The 15,281-nt window shown below is 74.2% G+C and carries 15 protein-coding genes and 1 pseudogene; 5 read left to right on the top strand and 11 right to left on the bottom strand.

The window, feature by feature from the left end; genetic code table 11:
* Positions 1-45: 45 nt before the first annotated feature.
* Both ACWCRA_RS09140 and ACWCRA_RS09135 read right to left on the bottom strand, forming a co-directional pair.
* The gene (locus ACWCRA_RS09140) at positions 46-675 is read right to left on the bottom strand and encodes a hypothetical protein (RefSeq protein WP_351549404.1); all 630 of its coding nucleotides are present in this window, start codon (positions 673-675) and stop codon (positions 46-48) included.
* 14 nt (positions 676-689) lie between these two features.
* Positions 690-980: a hypothetical protein gene (locus ACWCRA_RS09135; RefSeq protein WP_351549407.1), complete on the bottom strand. Its 291-nt coding sequence runs from the start codon at positions 978-980 to the stop codon at positions 690-692.
* Between the two features lie 167 nt (positions 981-1,147).
* Between ACWCRA_RS09135 and ACWCRA_RS09130 the strand changes: the two genes are divergently transcribed.
* The 3 genes from ACWCRA_RS09130 to ACWCRA_RS09120 all read left to right on the top strand — a co-directional run bounded on the left by ACWCRA_RS09130 (position 1,148) and on the right by ACWCRA_RS09120 (position 3,491).
* On the top strand, positions 1,148-2,116 hold the full coding sequence (locus tag ACWCRA_RS09130; protein ID WP_351549410.1) for a DUF1996 domain-containing protein: 969 nt from the start codon (positions 1,148-1,150) through the stop codon (positions 2,114-2,116).
* Between the two features lie 92 nt (positions 2,117-2,208).
* Positions 2,209-2,775, top strand: a complete 567-nt coding sequence (locus tag ACWCRA_RS09125) for a sigma-70 family RNA polymerase sigma factor (RefSeq protein ID WP_351549412.1) — start codon at positions 2,209-2,211, stop codon at positions 2,773-2,775.
* Positions 2,772-3,491 carry a zf-HC2 domain-containing protein gene (locus tag ACWCRA_RS09120; RefSeq protein WP_451067158.1) on the top strand — a complete coding sequence of 240 codons (720 nt, stop codon included), beginning with the start codon at positions 2,772-2,774 and terminating at the stop codon, positions 3,489-3,491. Before ACWCRA_RS09125 ends, ACWCRA_RS09120 begins: the two co-directional genes overlap by 4 nt.
* A gap of 596 nt (positions 3,492-4,087) precedes the next feature.
* Here the strand turns inward: ACWCRA_RS09120 and ACWCRA_RS09115 are convergent.
* Positions 4,088-4,585, bottom strand: coding sequence for a hypothetical protein (locus ACWCRA_RS09115; protein WP_351559452.1), 498 nt, complete (start codon positions 4,583-4,585; stop codon positions 4,088-4,090).
* A 205-nt stretch (positions 4,586-4,790) separates the two neighbouring features.
* Between ACWCRA_RS09115 and ACWCRA_RS09110 the strand changes: the two genes are divergently transcribed.
* Entirely contained in the window at positions 4,791-5,102 is a 312-nt protein-coding gene (locus ACWCRA_RS09110; protein WP_451067157.1) for a hypothetical protein, read from the top strand.
* Positions 5,103-5,181: 79 nt separating this feature from the next.
* Here the strand turns inward: ACWCRA_RS09110 and ACWCRA_RS09105 are convergent, their stop codons facing one another.
* The 7 genes from ACWCRA_RS09105 to ACWCRA_RS09075 all read right to left on the bottom strand — a co-directional run bounded on the left by ACWCRA_RS09105 (position 5,182) and on the right by ACWCRA_RS09075 (position 12,948).
* On the bottom strand, positions 5,182-5,610 hold the full coding sequence (locus tag ACWCRA_RS09105) for a hypothetical protein (RefSeq protein ID WP_451067156.1): 429 nt from the start codon (positions 5,608-5,610) through the stop codon (positions 5,182-5,184).
* Positions 5,607-6,317: a vWA domain-containing protein gene (locus tag ACWCRA_RS09100; RefSeq protein WP_351559458.1), complete on the bottom strand. Its 711-nt coding sequence runs from the start codon at positions 6,315-6,317 to the stop codon at positions 5,607-5,609. Before ACWCRA_RS09100 ends, ACWCRA_RS09105 begins: the two co-directional genes overlap by 4 nt.
* A 36-nt stretch (positions 6,318-6,353) precedes the next feature.
* Positions 6,354-7,535 (bottom strand): protein kinase domain-containing protein, encoded by a 1,182-nt coding sequence (locus ACWCRA_RS09095; RefSeq protein WP_451067155.1) that lies wholly within the window; start codon positions 7,533-7,535, stop codon positions 6,354-6,356.
* The gene (locus ACWCRA_RS09090; protein WP_451067154.1) at positions 7,532-8,773 is read right to left on the bottom strand and encodes a serine/threonine protein phosphatase; all 1,242 of its coding nucleotides are present in this window, start codon (positions 8,771-8,773) and stop codon (positions 7,532-7,534) included. The genes ACWCRA_RS09095 and ACWCRA_RS09090 overlap by 4 nt, the downstream gene beginning before the upstream one ends.
* On the bottom strand, positions 8,770-10,131 hold the full coding sequence (locus ACWCRA_RS09085; protein ID WP_451067153.1) for a hypothetical protein: 1,362 nt from the start codon (positions 10,129-10,131) through the stop codon (positions 8,770-8,772). The genes ACWCRA_RS09090 and ACWCRA_RS09085 overlap by 4 nt, the downstream gene beginning before the upstream one ends.
* A 36-nt stretch (positions 10,132-10,167) precedes the next feature.
* Positions 10,168-12,435, bottom strand: a complete 2,268-nt coding sequence (locus tag ACWCRA_RS09080; RefSeq protein WP_451067152.1) for a hypothetical protein — start codon at positions 12,433-12,435, stop codon at positions 10,168-10,170.
* A gap of 114 nt (positions 12,436-12,549) precedes the next feature.
* Complete coding sequence (locus ACWCRA_RS09075) at positions 12,550-12,948, bottom strand: hypothetical protein (protein ID WP_351559468.1); 399 nt, start codon at positions 12,946-12,948, stop codon at positions 12,550-12,552.
* Positions 12,949-13,418: 470 nt separating this feature from the next.
* On the opposite strand from ACWCRA_RS09075, the gene ACWCRA_RS09070 reads away from it, so the two are divergent.
* A complete protein-coding gene (locus ACWCRA_RS09070; RefSeq protein WP_351559470.1) occupies positions 13,419-14,783 on the top strand; it encodes a hypothetical protein in 1,365 nt (454 codons plus the stop codon).
* Positions 14,784-15,134: 351 nt separating this feature from the next.
* On the opposite strand, the pseudogene ACWCRA_RS09065 reads toward ACWCRA_RS09070, so the two are convergent.
* Positions 15,135-15,281: pseudogene (locus ACWCRA_RS09065) on the bottom strand (2-oxoacid:ferredoxin oxidoreductase subunit beta); the annotation flags it as partial.

The following is a 15,281-nucleotide window of genomic DNA, read 5'->3' as shown; positions in this document are numbered from 1 at the left end:
GACCGTCCACGGGGACGGTCCGGGCCCTTCCCCGCGGTCCCCGGCTCAGCCCGTGGAGGGCGTGCGCTCGGAGGGGTTCGGCTCGTCCTCGAAGGCGAAGGTCGCGGTGATCGCGTCGAAGACGTCGTAGAGCTGGTCGGCGAGCGGCAGATTGGGGCTGAAGCAGGTGATGATCAGCGCCCGCCGGGAGCCGGGCACCGGCACCACCGTGTGCATGACCAGGAGCTGGTAGCCGGCCTCCCCGGTCAGCCCGGACTCCTCCACCCCCACCAGCCGCCCCACCGGGCCGACGGACGGCAGCGTCGGTGTGGAGAACGTCCGGGAGGTGCCGCTCCGACTCCCGCTGCCGGTGGTGGAGAACTGCTGGGCCAGCGAGTGCGCCGAGAAGCTCTCCCCGGCGGGCGGCGACACACTGAACACCATCATCCCGGCCATCAGCAGGCCGTCCTCGTACAGGGTGGTCGTCCCGGCCGCGTAGAGGGCGCCCCGGCGCCTCGCCCCCTCCAGGATCTGCCGGGCGTGCCGGAACGCCTCGTTGATCTGATCGCGGCCGTCCTTCTGCGGAGTGGTCCGGAGCAGCCCGGCCCGGACCCGGGCGAGGTCGTCGCCCGACAGGTCGTACTGTGTCCAGCTGTCCGGGATGCCGATCCTGAAGGAGTGGGGGCCACCGGTCATCTCGCTCGCGCTCCTCAGCTCTTTCTCGTGCCGTCGTCGGTGAGCGACGAGGCCATTTCGTTGTCGGCGTCCGTGAAGCCCTTGACCACGGCCTCACAGGCGTCCTTGAGGGATGTGCAGTTGCGTTTCAGCTGGAAGCGGCCGTCGTTCCAGCGCTCGTCGAAGGTGCCGCCCGAGGCCGCCAGCGGAGGGCCGACGGCCGCGGCGTCGAACCCCGACGCCCTGGTCTCCACCAGCTCCATGACCCGGCCCAGGAGCCGCGCCATCCGCTCCAGTTCGTCCCCCGGGATCTCGATCTCGGCCACGGCTCCTCCTGGAATCCTCGTGAGACCCGGCGGTACGGGTACCTCCGCCTCGCCTCCCGCACGGATTCCGCCCGCGAACGGTTCACCGGACCGATATTGAACATGCCGCCCGGGACTGCGAGTCTTACTGTGTGGTGAGTCAACTCCGCGCTCGTGGCGCCCAGTTCATGAGAACGCCGCCCCTGCTGGTCACGCTCTGCCTCTGCCTGGTGGTCGGGGGCATCATCGCCATGCGCTCGGTGGAGGACGGCACAGCGGGCACCCCCGGGCACTACGCGGAACTCGCGGACATCGCGGTGCCCGCCGCCGAACCCGCGCCGGGCCCCGGGGCGTCCACCGGCTCCTTCACCGCGGAGTGCGGACGCAACGAGTCGGGGCACTACAACACGGACAACGTGGTGACCTCCCCGGGACTCGTCGGAGGCGCCCACCACACCCACGACTACGTGGGGAACGTGTCCACCGACGCCCGCTCCACCGACGCGAGTCTCGCCGCCGCCGCGACCACCTGCGCGGGCGGGGACCGCTCCACCTACTTCTGGCCCGTGCTGCGCCGGCTCGACCGGGCCGGTGACGACGCCCACGCCCACGGCGGTGGCGAGGACGGCAACGCCGGGGAGGTGGTGCTGCCCTCATCGGTGAGGGTCGAGTTCCGCGGCAGCCCGCTGACCAAGGTGATCGCCATGCCCCGCTTCCTGCGCATGATCACCGGCGATCCGGTGGCGGCGACCACCAACGACGCCCAGGTCCGGGCCGCGTGGGGCTGCTCCGGGCACCCGGGCCGCTCCGGCGCCCGGTATCCGATCTGCCCCGACGGCAGCGGCCCCACCCGCACGCTCACCTTCCCCAGCTGCTGGAACGGGCTCCAGAGCGACAGCGACGGCCACCGCGCCCACATCGCCTTCCCGGACGCCCGGGGCGCCTGCCCGCCCGCCACCTTCCCCGTGCCGAGGCTGAGCATCACCCTCGCGTACGCGCTGCCCGCGTCGGTGCCCTTCGCCGTGGACTCCTTCCCCGAGCAGAAGCGCCACCCCAAGACCGACCACGCCATGTTCATCAATGTGATGACCGAGCGGCAGCAGGCCCGGGTGGCGGAGTGCGTCAACGAGGGCCGCCACTGCCGTCCGGGCGTCTGAGCCGCCCCCGCGCACCGTCCCCGGCTCATTGAACCCCCCGTGGTCCCGGGCCGTGTTCAGCACATCGGCCCAGCAGAGGACGGAGTGAGTGGATGGCGGCACTGTGGTCCCGCACTCGGCAGAGAACGAGTGATGAAGTACTGATCCGGGCGCTCTACGAAGAACACGGCAGAGCCCTGCTCGCCTACGCCCAGCGGCTCACCGGCGACCGCAGCGCCGCCGAGGACGTCGTCCAGGAGACCCTGATCCGGGCCTGGAAGCACCCCGATTCGCTCGTCAACGGCAAGGGCTCGGTGCGCGGATGGCTGCTCACCGTCGCCCGCAATATCGTCACCGACCGCTTCCGGGCGAAGGCGGCACGCCCGACCGAGGTCGCCGAGTCGCCCTCCAACGGGCCGGTGGAACAGGACCACGCGGAGGCCGTCGTCGACTCGATGGTCGTCATGGAGGCCCTGGACCGGCTCTCGTCCGACCACCGCGAAGTGCTGCTGGAGATCTACTTCCAGGGGCGTACGGTCGCGGAAGCCGCGAAGACCCTGGGAATCCCGCCCGGAACGGTCAAATCCCGTTCACACTATGCGTTGAAGGCGCTCAGAGAGCTCTATCCGGAGAAACCCAGGACGGCGAGGCTCGCCGTGGTGAAGGAGGCGGCGGCATGAGCACTCAGCAGCATGACAGCGAACTGCTCGGCGCCTATGTGCTGGGCGCGCTGGACGAGGGCGAGGCCCGCACCGTCCAGGAACACGTGGCGGCGTGCATGGCGTGCCGCGAAGAGCTGGAGGTGCTCACGGAACTGGAGGCCACACTCGGCGAGGTGCCGCCCGAGGCCTTTCTCGACGGCCCGCCCGAGGGCGGGGATCTGCTGCTCCAGCGCACGCTGCGGCAGGCCCGCGAGGTGCGCGGAGGGGCCGAGCGGCGCCGGCGGGCGGCGCTCGCGGCCGTCGCGGTGGTCGCGGCGGTGTCGGTGCTCGGGGGCGGCTTCCTCATCGGCCGGGGCACGGACGACGCCGGCCGTGTCACCGCCGGCCCCACGGTCACGGCCACTCCGCTCGTTCCGGCGCCACCCGAGAATGTCGTGGTCGCCTCGGCGAAGGACCCCGGCACCGGCGCCCGGATGGCGGTGCGGATGACCCCGGCCGCCGAGTGGGTACGGGTGAATGTCGCCGTCAGCGGAATCCCGGCGGGGGAGCGGTGCCGGCTGGTGGTGGTCTCCCGTGACGGGGAGCGGGAAGTGGCGGGGAGCTGGTTGGTGGGGAGTGCGGAGAAGGGGGCGAATCTGGATGGGTCGGCGGCGATTGCCCGTGAGGATGTCGAGGCGGTCGTGGTGGAGAACGAGGACGGCAAGAGATATGTGACGGCGCCGATTCCCGCTTGAGAGGGGAGGGCTCTGCGAGCGGCTCACGAGGGAGGGTGCCCTGCCTCCGGGCGGGCCGAGGCACGAAATCCAGCCCGTCGCTGGCGACCTGAGCAACCCAAGCCCCTCTGGGGGGCACCTCCCAGAGGCAGCTCTGGGGGGAGATTGAGCCGCACCACTCAGCCCTGCCGGCGTGTGAGCCGCCACCCTCAGCCCCTCCGGCGTTCCGAGGAGCGGCAATCTCAGCCCCTCCGGCGTGTGAGCCGCCACCCTCAGCCCCTCCGGCGTGTGAGCCGCCACCCTCAGCCCCTCCGGCGTTTGAGGAGCGCCCACTCAGCCCCTCCGGCGTTTGAGCCGCACCACTCCAGCCCCTCCGGCGATTGAGGAGCGGGGGTTCGGGGGCTGGCCCCCGACCGAGGCCCGCAGGGTGCGGGGCCCTGTGGCACAGGGTCCGTCCTCAAGCGCCGGACGGGCTGGGGGTGCTCGGGCGGGCTGGGATTGCTCGGGTTGCCTGTGGTGCGGGGTCCGTCCTCAAGCGCCGGACGGGCTGGGTTTGTGCGGGCTGCCAGGAAATGCTGGACGGGCTGGGGGTGCTCGGGTCACCCGAGGGCGGGGGGTCAGGTGGGGGAGGGCTCGCGCGTCAGCGACTCCCTCCCGATGCGGCGGCCCGACTCATAGATGGTCACCACCCCACCCCGGATCTCATACCGATACGGCCCATTCCGCGCCGTATACCCCTCCGAGGTCCCGCGCGCCCGCATACTCACCCCCGCCTCCCGCCGATCGCTGAACTCCCCGAAGTAGTAGAGCTCTCCGCCCTTCGTCCGGCAGAGCACGATCTGCTTGTTCCCGGTGCGGTACGCGACCTCCAGCGACGCCCCCGCCCCCTTCGGCAGCTCCGCCGCGATCCGGGACGGGCAGCTCCCCGGCGCGTTCCCCGACGGCGCCGGCGAGGGCCCCGCGCTCTCCTCGTCCGGGGACCTCAGGGACTCGTACCCCTCCGTGATGGCGTACTGGGCCACCGGCACGCCGACGAAGAAGAGCAGAAGCGCGATGAAGCAGCCCTTCACCCCGCTGCGCCGCTTCCTCGGCGGCGGCGCATAGCGCGGGGGCACATACGGCCGGGGCTTCGGCGCGGGCGCGGGCGCCGGGGCCGGGACGCGGGCCGTGGTGGGGATGTAGCCGGTGCCGCCCGGCGGCGGGTGGAACAGCGCGTCCCCGCCGGAGCGCGGGCGGGCGGTGGCCCGGGGGCGACCCGCGCCCGGCGCACCGGGGCGCGTGCTCCCGGCGGGTCCCCCGCCCGTCCCCGGCCGGACCCCCGTGGCCGCGCCCGCCCCGGCCGCCGGCTTCGGGGCCGTCCGCTTCGCCGTGCTCCTCGGCGACGGCTTCGGCGCCGACTTCCTGGGGCTCGGCTTCTTCGGCGTCGCGGCCTTCCTCGCCGCGCTCCGCCAGCCGGTCCCGCAGACCAGGCAGGACAGATCGCCCCGACCGTTGTTGGTGTCGCATCTGTCGCACCGCCAGTCCCCGGGCGGCCGGGCCGGCGCCGGCTTCCGGGCGGCCGGCGCGGCCGGTGCCCGGGAGCCGCGCGGGGTGTCGCAGGCCACACACGCCGTGTCACCCGGTCCGCTGTAGCTGTCGCACTCCGGGCACCGCCAGTTCGCCGCCGTCACCCCGTGACTCCCTCTCCCCCTGGTGCTCCCGGACCGGGGCCTCAGGACACCCGTTCCGACTCGATCCGCCCGAAGACCTCCGCGTACAGCGCGTCGCTGATCCCGGAGGCCGGCGACACCACCCACTCCGGCGAGTCCCGGGGAATCCGCACCAGCGGCTCCTCCTCCTGCTCGGACTCGGCGGCCTCCGGGATGCCATGGGCCCGGCGCAGCAGCTCCACCGCCTCCCGCGCGTCGTGGACCCGGTCCTCCGGCACCGCGACCCGGACCACCACCCGCTCCTCGCCCTGCCGGGCCCGGTCGGTGAAGTGCAGGATCAGCCGCGGTCCGGCGCCGTGGGCGAGCAGCCCGATCGACTCGCAGGTGCGCGCGAGCACCTCCATCCGCGACCACTCCGTCCGGAGCATCAGCGTGCCGCGCTCCTCGTCCTCCCGCAGCCGGAAGCCGTCCCACTCCAGGAGCTGTCTCACAGGCTGTTCGCGATCGTCTCGATGATCTCGTCCATCTCGAACTCCTCGAGGCCCTCGCCCGCCCGCGAGGCGAAGTGCAGGGTCAGGTCCCACTCCTCGGCGATCGGGTCCGACCACGGGGCCTGATCGGGGGCGAAGAGCACCAGCCGCTTCGCGGACTGCTCCATCACCGCCGTCTGGCTGCGCGCGTACCCCCACTGCTCGAAGAGGTCGTCCAGGGAGCGCGGAATGTGCGGCGGATAGGTGGCGGCGGACGCGCCGACCGTGCCCAGCGGGTGCGCGGGGGCGTCGGTGAACATCACCACGACATGGCGGCGCCGGTCCAGCCCGCTCTCCCACGGCGCGTTGATCGCCAGGGCCAGCGCCTCCAGACCCGATTCGGGGATGTCGCCGCCGCCGGTGGCGTCGATGGTGCGGACGAACGCCTCCAGCTCCCGCGCCTGCTCGGGCAGTCGGAGGAAGTCGGTCTGCTCGATGGCGTTGGAGGGGTCGTCGCCGAAGTCGCGGAAGGCGATGACCTTGAGCCGGAGCTGGCTGATCGCCTTCCCCTTCTTGCCCATCACCTCGTCGAGGCGTTCGTGGAACTGGAGGGCGCTGGCCTTCACCGCGTCCAGGACCGGGAACATGGACCCGGTGGCGTCGATGCACAGCACGAGGTCGACCGCGTACTGAAGATTGCCCTGGTACTGATCGTTGCCGGCGTTCATGTGCTCTCTCCTCAAGGGTGGGACGGGCGGGCGGCGTCAGGAGGAGCCGCGCCGGCCGCTCAGATTGATACGGACACGGGAGGTCTTCCCGGTGGGCGCGGGAGCCGGTGCTTCCGCGGGGGCCTCCGCCCTGGGCGCCGGGGAGGGCGCCGGCGAGGGCGAGGGCGAGGGCGCGGGTGCCGGCGGGGCGGCCGGGCGGGCCCCCGAGCCCTTGAGGTTGGTACGAATCCTGCTGGCGCGCGGGGCGGTACCCCCCGCGCCCCCCGCCGCGGCGGCCGGCGGCGCGGCGGCGCCCCCCGGCTTCGCCCCGCCCGCGCGGGGCCGGTGCAGCGCACAGACCTGTGGATCGGCCAGCGCCTTGAGGAACCCCGCCATCCGGGGCCGCCCGCCCGGCGCCCGCGCGGTCATCGCCCGCACCAGGCCCCGCATGGTGTCCGAGAGCCGGGGGTCGATCTCCAGCGCCTCACCCGCGTTGACCGCGTCGGCGGGGGAGCCGTAGCGGTCGCCGTGGCCCGGCGCCGCGCCCGTCAGGTAGTAGTGCGTCATCAGCCCCAGCGCGAAGACATCCACCGCGCAGGTCAGCGCCGTCGGCCCGGTCGAGCCGTCCTCCTGGAGGTAGCGCCGCCACTCCGGCGCCCCGTACAGCGAGTCCCCCACGATGTCCTGCGGCCCCGGCGGGCTCCCCGACACATAGGAGTCGTCGAAGTCGATGAGCTTGGCGGTGTGGAAGGCGGCGCCGTCCCGCTTCTGGACCAGGACGTTCAGCGGCTTGAGGTCGCCGTGCACCACATCGATGTCGTGGAGCTGCTGAAGACTCATCCCCAGCGTCTTGAGGAGCACCGCCTTCTGCCTCGGCTCCAGGGCCTCCGGCTTCTCCAGGGAGGAGGTGTCGATCCGCTCGGTGACCTTGTAGTAGGTGCTGCCCTGGTGGAAGAAGTCCCGGGCCAGCACCAGATTGCCGCCGCCCCGGGCGTCCGGCCGCAGCCGGGTCATGATGGTGCGGTGCCGGGCCTCGAACTCCTCGCACACCTCCAGCCGGATGCGCACACTCGGCTTCGCCGGGTCGGAGCCCTCCCGGGGGCGCTTGGGGTCCAGGAACTGCTTGAGGAAGAACTCCTGGCCGTCCTTCTTCGCGAACGCCCAGATGCACTTGCCGCCATTGGCGTTGGTCGGCTCGCTGATGACGCGGTAGCCCGCGATCGTGTCACCCAGTCTCATGACATCCCCTCCTCGGGCTCCGGCGGCAGAAGCGCCTCGTAGTCGGCGCGGTACGCCTGCCAGGTCGCGTCCTGCCACGCCGGGAACCGCCCGGCCGTGTCCGGGCCGTGGGCCGTCCCGAAGTGGCCCACCCGCTCGTCCAGCTCCCGGCGCCGCCCGGCGAAGTCCTCCCGCAGCGCGTCGAAGTCCCGGTAGCCGAGGGCGGTGACGACGAGCGTGGCGTCGTCGCCGGTGTACCCGGTGACCTCGGTCCTGAGCCGGGCGGCCCACTCCCGGGCGGAGCGGGCGTCCGCCAGTGTCCCCAGCAGCACCCGCTCGAAGTCCGCCGGGGTGTTCACATAGCCGAACCAGCCGTCGGTGGCGGTGACCAGCACACAGGGCAGCTCGAACCCCTGCTGGAGCTGCGAGGCCACGGTGAACGGGCGGTCCGCGCCGACCAGATTGGTCATCGGGGGGTCGCTCCGCAGCAGCTCCAGGGCGTCGCTCTCGCGGGTGTGGTCCCGGGTGAGGACCTGGAGGCCGCGCTCCGGGCGCAGCAGATAGGCCCGTGAGTCACCCGCCCAGAGCGCCCGCAGTTCGAGGGCGCGGCGGTCGGCGCGGGTCGTGTAGTGGACGGCCGCCAGGGTGGTGGGGAGCTGTCGGCGCATGGTCCCGGCGATCTTGCTGCGGCGCTGGGGCGCATGGGAGAGGAAGTAGTCGAGATAGGTGTGCAGCCGCTCGGGTCCCGGCTCGTCCAGCCCCTGGGCGACCTCGTGGAACCAGCACTCGGTGGCGAGCCTGGCGACCCGCGAACCGGTCCAGGCACTGGTCATCACCGTGCCGCCGGGGGCGGGCCAGACCGGCGAGGCCCCGGCGCCGCCCGCGCCGTCGAAGACCGCCAGCAGCCCCTGTCCGCTCTCCTGGTGATGGGCGAAGAGCGGCTCGGCGTCCTCGCCGCGCCCCGGCACCCGCTCGGTCCACACGGCCACGGAGATCAGCTCCGGCTGCTCATGGGTCCAGGCGGTACGGGGCGGGGGCTCGGGGACTCTGCCCGTGTCCGGGCCGGGGGCGGGGCCGTCGGCGCGGCCGGGCCACCGGGTGGGGAGCTGCCCGGCCGGCGGGGAGTACCCGGCCCGGGGCTCCGGCGCGGGGAGCGGTGCGGCGGGCGGGGGGCCGCCGCCGTCGATCGCGTGCCAGGGGGTGGTGCCGTGGGCCGGCCCGCCCGGAGAACCGCCGGATGACCTGTCGCGCCGTCTCATCGTCGCTCCCCGCGATTGTCGTCGTCCGGCCGCCGCTTGCCGGCCGTCCCCCGGACCCGGCTCTCCCGCCGGGCCCCGCCGTCACCACCACCGGCCCGGCCCGGCGCGCCGCCGCCGTGCCCGCCGCTGCCACCGCGCCGGTCACCGGACCCACCGCTCCCGGCACCCCGGTCGTCCTCCCGGCCCGCGCCTCCCGGGTCCGGGCCGTCCCCGCGCCCCCGGTCGCGCGCGCCGGGCCGGCCGCTTCCCGTACGCCGGTCGTCCGTGCCGCTTCCCGCGCGCGGGCCGCCGTCCCGGTCCATGGCACCCGTGCCCCACGGCCGGCCCCCGCCGGGCGGTGGCAGCGGCTCGTCGTCGGGCGGGGCGGTGTCGCGCGGGGGTACGACCTCCCCGCGCAGGGGCGAGCGCTCCCCGGTCTCCTCCGGGCCCCGGTCCCGGTCCCGGTCCGGCTCCCTGTCCCTGTCCCTGTCCCGGCCGCCGGAGGCCAGCGTGCCCCTGAGCCGTCCGCGCCGCGAGCCGTCCCCGCCGTCCCCGAACAGCCCGCCCCCGTCGCCGAGTACGTCCTCCACCACCGCGCGCTCCAGCTCCGCCTGCTCGAACGGCTCCCGGTCCGCGTCGCCGCGCTTGAGCACCAGCTCCGCCGCCGCCAGCCGCGCGTTCCGCTCGTCCGCCTTGCGCTGCTCGACCCAGGCGAGCGCCGCCCGGGGCCCCTCCCGTTCCATGATCTCGGCCACCAGGCCCGCCTCGCCCTCCTCGCGGAGCACCCGCAGATGGCGGTCGCGGCGCATCCCGTCGAGCCGGGTCTCGCGCACCACATCGCGGAACGACCGACCGCTGGCGGCGATCTCCTCCTCGTCCACGAGAAGCTCGACGCCGATATTGCGCAGCCGGATCGCCGAGTCCCCGGTGAAGTCCCGCAGGGTCGCGTTGAGCGCCGTCTCGGCCTCGTGGAACTCGGCGATGTCGTACTCCCGCGACACCTCCCGCAGCATCCGCCGCAGATGCCCGTAGAGCGCGCCGCTCATATCGCGGATGCCGCGCCGCACCACCTCCGCCGGGTCGGCCACCCGGCACACCAGATCGACCCGGCTCCGGAAGGAGAAGGTCGGGTCCCGGCTCAGCAGCGGCTCGATGTCCAGCAGCAGCCGGTGCTCGGTCAGATCGACCGTGAAGACGCTCTGGTACGCGCCGAAGCGCGCGGACGGCACCTCCTCGCCGCTCCTGATCGTCAGCGGGCCGCCGCTCTCCCGGACCAGCACCAGGGCCCGGCCCGGCTCCGGGGGCTTCAGCGGACTGCCCAGCCGCCACTTCGGCAGCGGCTGACGGTCCAGGACGGGGTCGTAGGTCAGTTCGTTCACGGCCGCTTCTCCTCTCCTCGCGCTCGCCGTCGCACCTCAGCCGCGCTCCACCGCACTCAGCAGCCGGGCGGCGGCCTCGGAGGGCCGGTCCCGGTCCCGGGCCCAGCGGTCCAGCCAGTACCGCAGCCGCTGCCGGTGCTTGCCGGGCCTGCGGGCGATGGCCGCCACCAGCTCCGCCAGGCGCGCCGGGCCCCCCGGGCAGCGCGGCCCGTACACATCGAGCCACTCCCGCAGCGCGTCCAGCGCGGGTTCCTGCGTCGGTCTGCGGGCCAGCGCCCGGGCCCACAGCTCCGCCAGCCGCTCCGGGTTCTCCCGCAGCCGGGCCAGCAGCAGCGGCACCCCCGGGACCGCGCCGCGCGCCGAGCCCGCCGTCCCCTCCTCGTACGGCAGGGAGACCGCGAAGACGAAGGCCGACAGGGTCTTCACCACCGGCGGTGACAGGTCCTGCGGTTCGGACCAGTCGAGATAGGCGTCCAGGACCTCCCGGGCACGCCCCTGGTGGATCAGATGGACACCGCCCCAGGCGACCGGCGCCAGCGTGCCCCAGTCGTCGTCCCGGTCCAGCGCGGCCCGCAGCACCTGGACGGCGCGGCCGGGGGAGTTGCGGCCCAGCAGCCCGCCCACCGCGTTCGCCGCGGTGCCCGCGAGCCGGCGCGCGTGGGCGGAGGTGCCCGAACTGGCCCAGGTGCGCAGCAGCTCCCACACCGGGTCCTCGGTGTCGGCCCGGCTGCCGGCCACCCCGAGCGCGGTCGCCGCCGCCTGCCGCACCGGCCAGGAGGTGCTGCCCGCCCAGGAGGTGAGGAAGCGGTGCACCGCGTAGTGGTGATCCGCCCAGGCCAGCACACCGGCCGCGACGGCGGCCCGGGCCCGCACCTCCAGATCGGGGTGGGTCAGCAGCCGGCGCAGCCACTCCAGGAGCGCGTCCCGGCGGCCGTCGAGCGTGGTCCAGGCGCAGGCGAGGACGACCTGCCGCAGCAGCGCGGACCGGAACCGCACCCGGGGCGGACCGCCCTCCGGGGCCGGCTCCAGCCGCAGCCAGGACTGCTCGTCGGCGAGCCGGTCCCGGAAGCGGACATCGGGCGGTGCGGTCACGGGCTCGCTCAGCGCGGTCCGCAGCCGGATCGCCGCCTCGGCGACCGTGAGATAGCCGCTGTCCTCCAGGACGGCGGCGGCCAGCGCGAACGCCAGCGCGTCCGGGTCGCGGTGCCGGTGGAACCACTCCCGCACCTGCTCGCTCGGGTCGCGCAGCGCGGCGACGGCCGCCGCCAGATCGCCGCCGGCCCGCACCACCGACGCCAGCCGCACCGCGTGCCCGGCGGACGGGCGCTCCCGCAGCGCGGCGACCGCGCCGCCGCGCTTCAGCAGGGCGCGCAGCTCGTCCCGGCTCTCCCGGTCCGCGCCGTGCCCCAGCACCCGGCGCTCCACCACGGTCAGCGGGTCCACGGCGGAGAGCCGGAACCGGGCCGGGAGACCGGGGGCGAGCCCGGTCAGCGCCAGCTCCAGATCGTGGCCGCCGATCAGTACGAGATAGCAGCCGGACGCCCGCAGGGCCGCGTGCAGCCCCCGGACGGCCGCCGCGTCGACGGCCCGGACACCCGTTGCCGCGCCGTCCACCACCGCGAGCAGACCGCACTCCCGCACGGGCGGCTCCCACCCCGCTCCGAGGACCGGCCGGGGGTCCAGCAGCCGGTGGCAGCCGCCCGCGCCGTCCGCCCCGTCCCCGCCGGTGCCGCTCATCGCCAGCGCCTCGGCGAGCAGATTGACCGCCGCCGCCTCGCGCCCCGTCCCGGGGGCCGCCGTGAGGACCACCAGCCGGTCGGCGCGGAGCGCCTCCAGGGCGGTGTCGTACTCCTCCGGCTGGATGAACCATTCCGTGTGGTCGGCGAGTTCCGACGGGTGCAGGGCCACCGACGCCGTACCGGCCGGGCCGCCGGCCCCGGCGGCGCGGGCCCCGCCGCCGGCGCTGAAGCCGCCGCCGAAGCTCACCGTGTCGTTGAAGAGGGCGAGGGTGCCGATGCGGGTCCCCGCGGTGTCGGCGTTGAGCCGCTCGGCGATCAGATCGGCGATGACACCGGCGCGCAGTGCCTCGCTCCGTTCGGAGCGGTCGTCGTCGCCGCCCCGGGCGAGCGAGGCCAGGGCGTCGCTCTCACCGACGGGGCCGTCGGGGTCGGGCGGTGGCCCGGGTGTCCGGTCGGGCGGTGGCGGGTCGGGCCTCGGCGCCTCGCCGCCGTCGGTCCCGGCCGCCGGGGCGGGACCCGGAACGGGCGCCGCCGGCGCCTCGTCGGGTGGTGCTTCCTTGCTCATGAGCCGATGAACTCTCGTGACGGGGTGGTGCGGGAGTACGCGGGTGCGCGCGGCGGCCGGTCCGACCCCGCGCAGGAGGGAGCGGCGCACGCCGAGCGCGGCGCTCGCGTCCGATCAGTTGGTGTTCCAGTCGCCCTGGATCTCGACCTTCTCGTTGAACACCTGGGCGGTCTTGATGACGGCCGCGTTCACCTGCGGGCCCTGGCCGCGCCGGGCCGGCACCGCCTCGCCCACCAGCCGCCGCACATCGTCCTCGAAGACCCGGTCGCGCAGCATATGGGCGAGCAGCAGCCGCTGGAGCTCGTCGCGGGCCGTGGTGTCCGCCGGGTCCCGGGCCACCGTGTCGATGGCGCTCTCCGCCTCGGTGTCGCCGCGGAACCGGGCCCTCATCCGCTCCATGAGCCGGGCTCCGCCGCCCCAGCCGGTGCGTCCGGCCTCCTGCCCCACGGACTCCAGCATGCCTTTCGCCACCAGGGCTACCCCTGCGGCGGCGACCGCGGTGATCGGCTCCATCGTTCCCCCGTCCTGCGCGTGCGCCGATCCCCCCGGCGCACCAGATGGGACCACCCTAGGAGCCGTGGTGACGCCGGGTTGAACCCAGTCAAGACATTGGCTGAAAGTGTCGGTCGGGAAGCCTGTTTGACGAGCCCTTCGGGGCGGTTGGGACATCGCCGGGACGTACCGGAACTCGTCATTTTTCCGGGAGTTGACCGTAGCGGCGACAGGGCCAGGGAAGCGGCCTCCGGCGCCATTCGGCCACCCTCTGTGGCCGATACGGGACGCTGGACGACTGAATCGCTCAAGTGGGGGCACTGGCAGGGGAGTTGGGTAGATGCGCGACCGCCGCCCACTCCTTCGGAGCCTCTCCACGGGGGATGATGGAACCGGTCCGCCGAACCCGCCGCGCACACCCGCCGCCCGCCCGCGCCGTTCGCCGACCCCGAGGAGCGCGGAGCCGGAGCGGCCCGCCGAAGGGAGGCCGTATGGCCCGTCGCCAGCCCAACCTCCTGCTCGCCGAACTGCTCCACGAGGCCGACTGGGGCCCCGCGCAGCTGGCCCGCTCGGTCAACGCCGTGGGCGCCGCTCAGGGCATGCGGCTGGCCTACGACCGCACCTCGGTCGCCCACTGGCTCACCGGCTCCCGCCCCAACCCGCCCATTCCCGACCTGGTCGCCTCCGCGCTCAGCGCGCGCAGCGGGCGGCTGGTCACGGCGGTCGACACCGGCCTCGTCCGGCACCGTCAGCCCGCCGGTGACGCGCTGCCCCGCCAGGGCGAGGGGGACGCGGTGGAACGGCTGACCGCGCTGTGCCGCGCCGACAGCGAACCGCTCAAGCGGGCGCGGCTCGCCCGGACCGCGTACAGCGTCGGCGCCGCGGGCGCCTCGCCGGTCTGGAGGCCCAAGCGGCACGTATCCGTCCGCGCCGGGGACACGGGCCGCCGGGTCACCCCCGCCGACGTCCACCGGCTGCACGGGATGACCAAGGTGTTCAGCGATCTGATGGCGGTGCACGGCGGCGCCCACGCCCGTACCGCGCTCACCGCCTATCTCGCCGACGACACCAGCCGGCTCCTGGCCGGACCCGCCGCGCCCGCGCTGCGGCCCGGCCTCTTCACGGGCGCGGGACAGCTCACCCATCTGCTCGCCCGGATGAGCATGGACGCGGGCGCGCCCGGCCTGGCCCAGCGGTACTTCACCAGCGCTCTGGACCTCGCCCGCGAGGCCGACGACCGCCGGCTCTACGCGATCACCCTGCGGGCCATGAGCGTCCAGGCGCTGGACCTCGGATTCGGCGGCCAGGCGCGGCGGCTCGCCGAGACCGCCGTCGACACGACGGGACCGGTAACCGATCCGTACACCGCGTCCTTTCTGCTCGGCCAGCGCGCCGCCGTCCACGCCTGTGCGCGGGACCGCCACCGGGCCGTCGCCGACCTCTCGACGGCCGAGGCGCGGTACGACCGTGCGAGCAGTCAGGCCGGGCCGTTCGCCGGCTATCCACGGCCCGGCTTCGACTATCAGCGGGGGCAGGTGCTGCTCGCCCTCGGGGAGACCGACCGGGCGGCGCAGGCTCTCGCGGCGGCCGTGGAGGGCCGGGCCGCCGACCGGCACCGGCCGCTGGCGCTCGTCCGCGCCCGGCTCGCGGAGACGCTGCTGCCGCTCGGCCGGCTGGAGGAGTCGTGCCTGCACTGGCACGCCTTCCTCGACCACTATCCGAGCCTGGAGTCGAACCCGGCTGACCAGGCCCTGAGACAGATGCGCCTGTCGCTGCGGGGATACCGCCGCCAGCCCGACGCGGTGGCGGTGCTCCAGCGGGCCCGCGCTTTCACGGGGACGCGGGCGGCTCCCTGAAGTCCTCGATTTCCGCGTCGGCCGCGATTTCCACGGACCGGGGCTCACCCCCCGGCTCCGGGACGCCGGTCATACCGGCATATGCGGGCGGATTCTCCGGGGCGGGCGCGACCGGCGGGACGTCTTTCCGCGCGGGCGGCGGACTGAACGTGAAGGGGTCATCCATGACCCGCTGTTTATCCCGGAATCGGCCACTGCTTCAGAAAAGGCCGCGTCGGGCAAGTATTTCCACCCGCAGAATCGTTGCAAGCATGAGCCATCCGCCAGATATTCTTCAGCGAAACCCGGACATGGGCTGATCGTATCTGTCGGTCCAATCCCTATGTCCGATGGAGAGCCGATTCGGCTCATTCAGCCGACCACGGTCCACGTGTCCTGGCCCGCGAGCAGTGTTCCCAGATCGCCCTTGCCGTTCTGTTCGATGGCGGTGTCGAGTTGGGTGTTCATGAGGGTGTCGTAGACGGGGCGTTGGACGGAGCGGAGGACGCCGATGGGGGT

The organism is Streptomyces sp. NPDC001889 (assembly GCF_053594535.1).
This window is presented reverse-complemented; position numbering and strand designations above follow the sequence as displayed.

What these genes read in the sequence shown, in the direction of transcription:
- ACWCRA_RS09140 (WP_351549404.1), bottom strand. Translation starts at nt 675, where the DNA reads ATGACCGGTGGCCCCCACTCCTTCAGGATCGGCATCCCGGACAGCTGG.
- ACWCRA_RS09130 (WP_351549410.1), top strand. Translation starts at nt 1,148, where the DNA reads ATGAGAACGCCGCCCCTGCTGGTCACGCTCTGCCTCTGCCTGGTGGTC.
- ACWCRA_RS09075 (WP_351559468.1), bottom strand. Translation starts at nt 12,948, where the DNA reads ATGGAGCCGATCACCGCGGTCGCCGCCGCAGGGGTAGCCCTGGTGGCG.
- ACWCRA_RS09120 (WP_451067158.1), top strand. Translation starts at nt 2,772, where the DNA reads ATGAGCACTCAGCAGCATGACAGCGAACTGCTCGGCGCCTATGTGCTG.
- ACWCRA_RS09070 (WP_351559470.1), top strand. Translation starts at nt 13,419, where the DNA reads ATGGCCCGTCGCCAGCCCAACCTCCTGCTCGCCGAACTGCTCCACGAG.
- ACWCRA_RS09125 (WP_351549412.1), top strand. Translation starts at nt 2,209, where the DNA reads ATGGCGGCACTGTGGTCCCGCACTCGGCAGAGAACGAGTGATGAAGTA.
- ACWCRA_RS09080 (WP_451067152.1), bottom strand. Translation starts at nt 12,435, where the DNA reads ATGAGCAAGGAAGCACCACCCGACGAGGCGCCGGCGGCGCCCGTTCCG.
- ACWCRA_RS09090 (WP_451067154.1), bottom strand. Translation starts at nt 8,773, where the DNA reads ATGAGACGGCGCGACAGGTCATCCGGCGGTTCTCCGGGCGGGCCGGCC.
- ACWCRA_RS09100 (WP_351559458.1), bottom strand. Translation starts at nt 6,317, where the DNA reads ATGAACGCCGGCAACGATCAGTACCAGGGCAATCTTCAGTACGCGGTC.
- ACWCRA_RS09095 (WP_451067155.1), bottom strand. Translation starts at nt 7,535, where the DNA reads ATGAGACTGGGTGACACGATCGCGGGCTACCGCGTCATCAGCGAGCCG.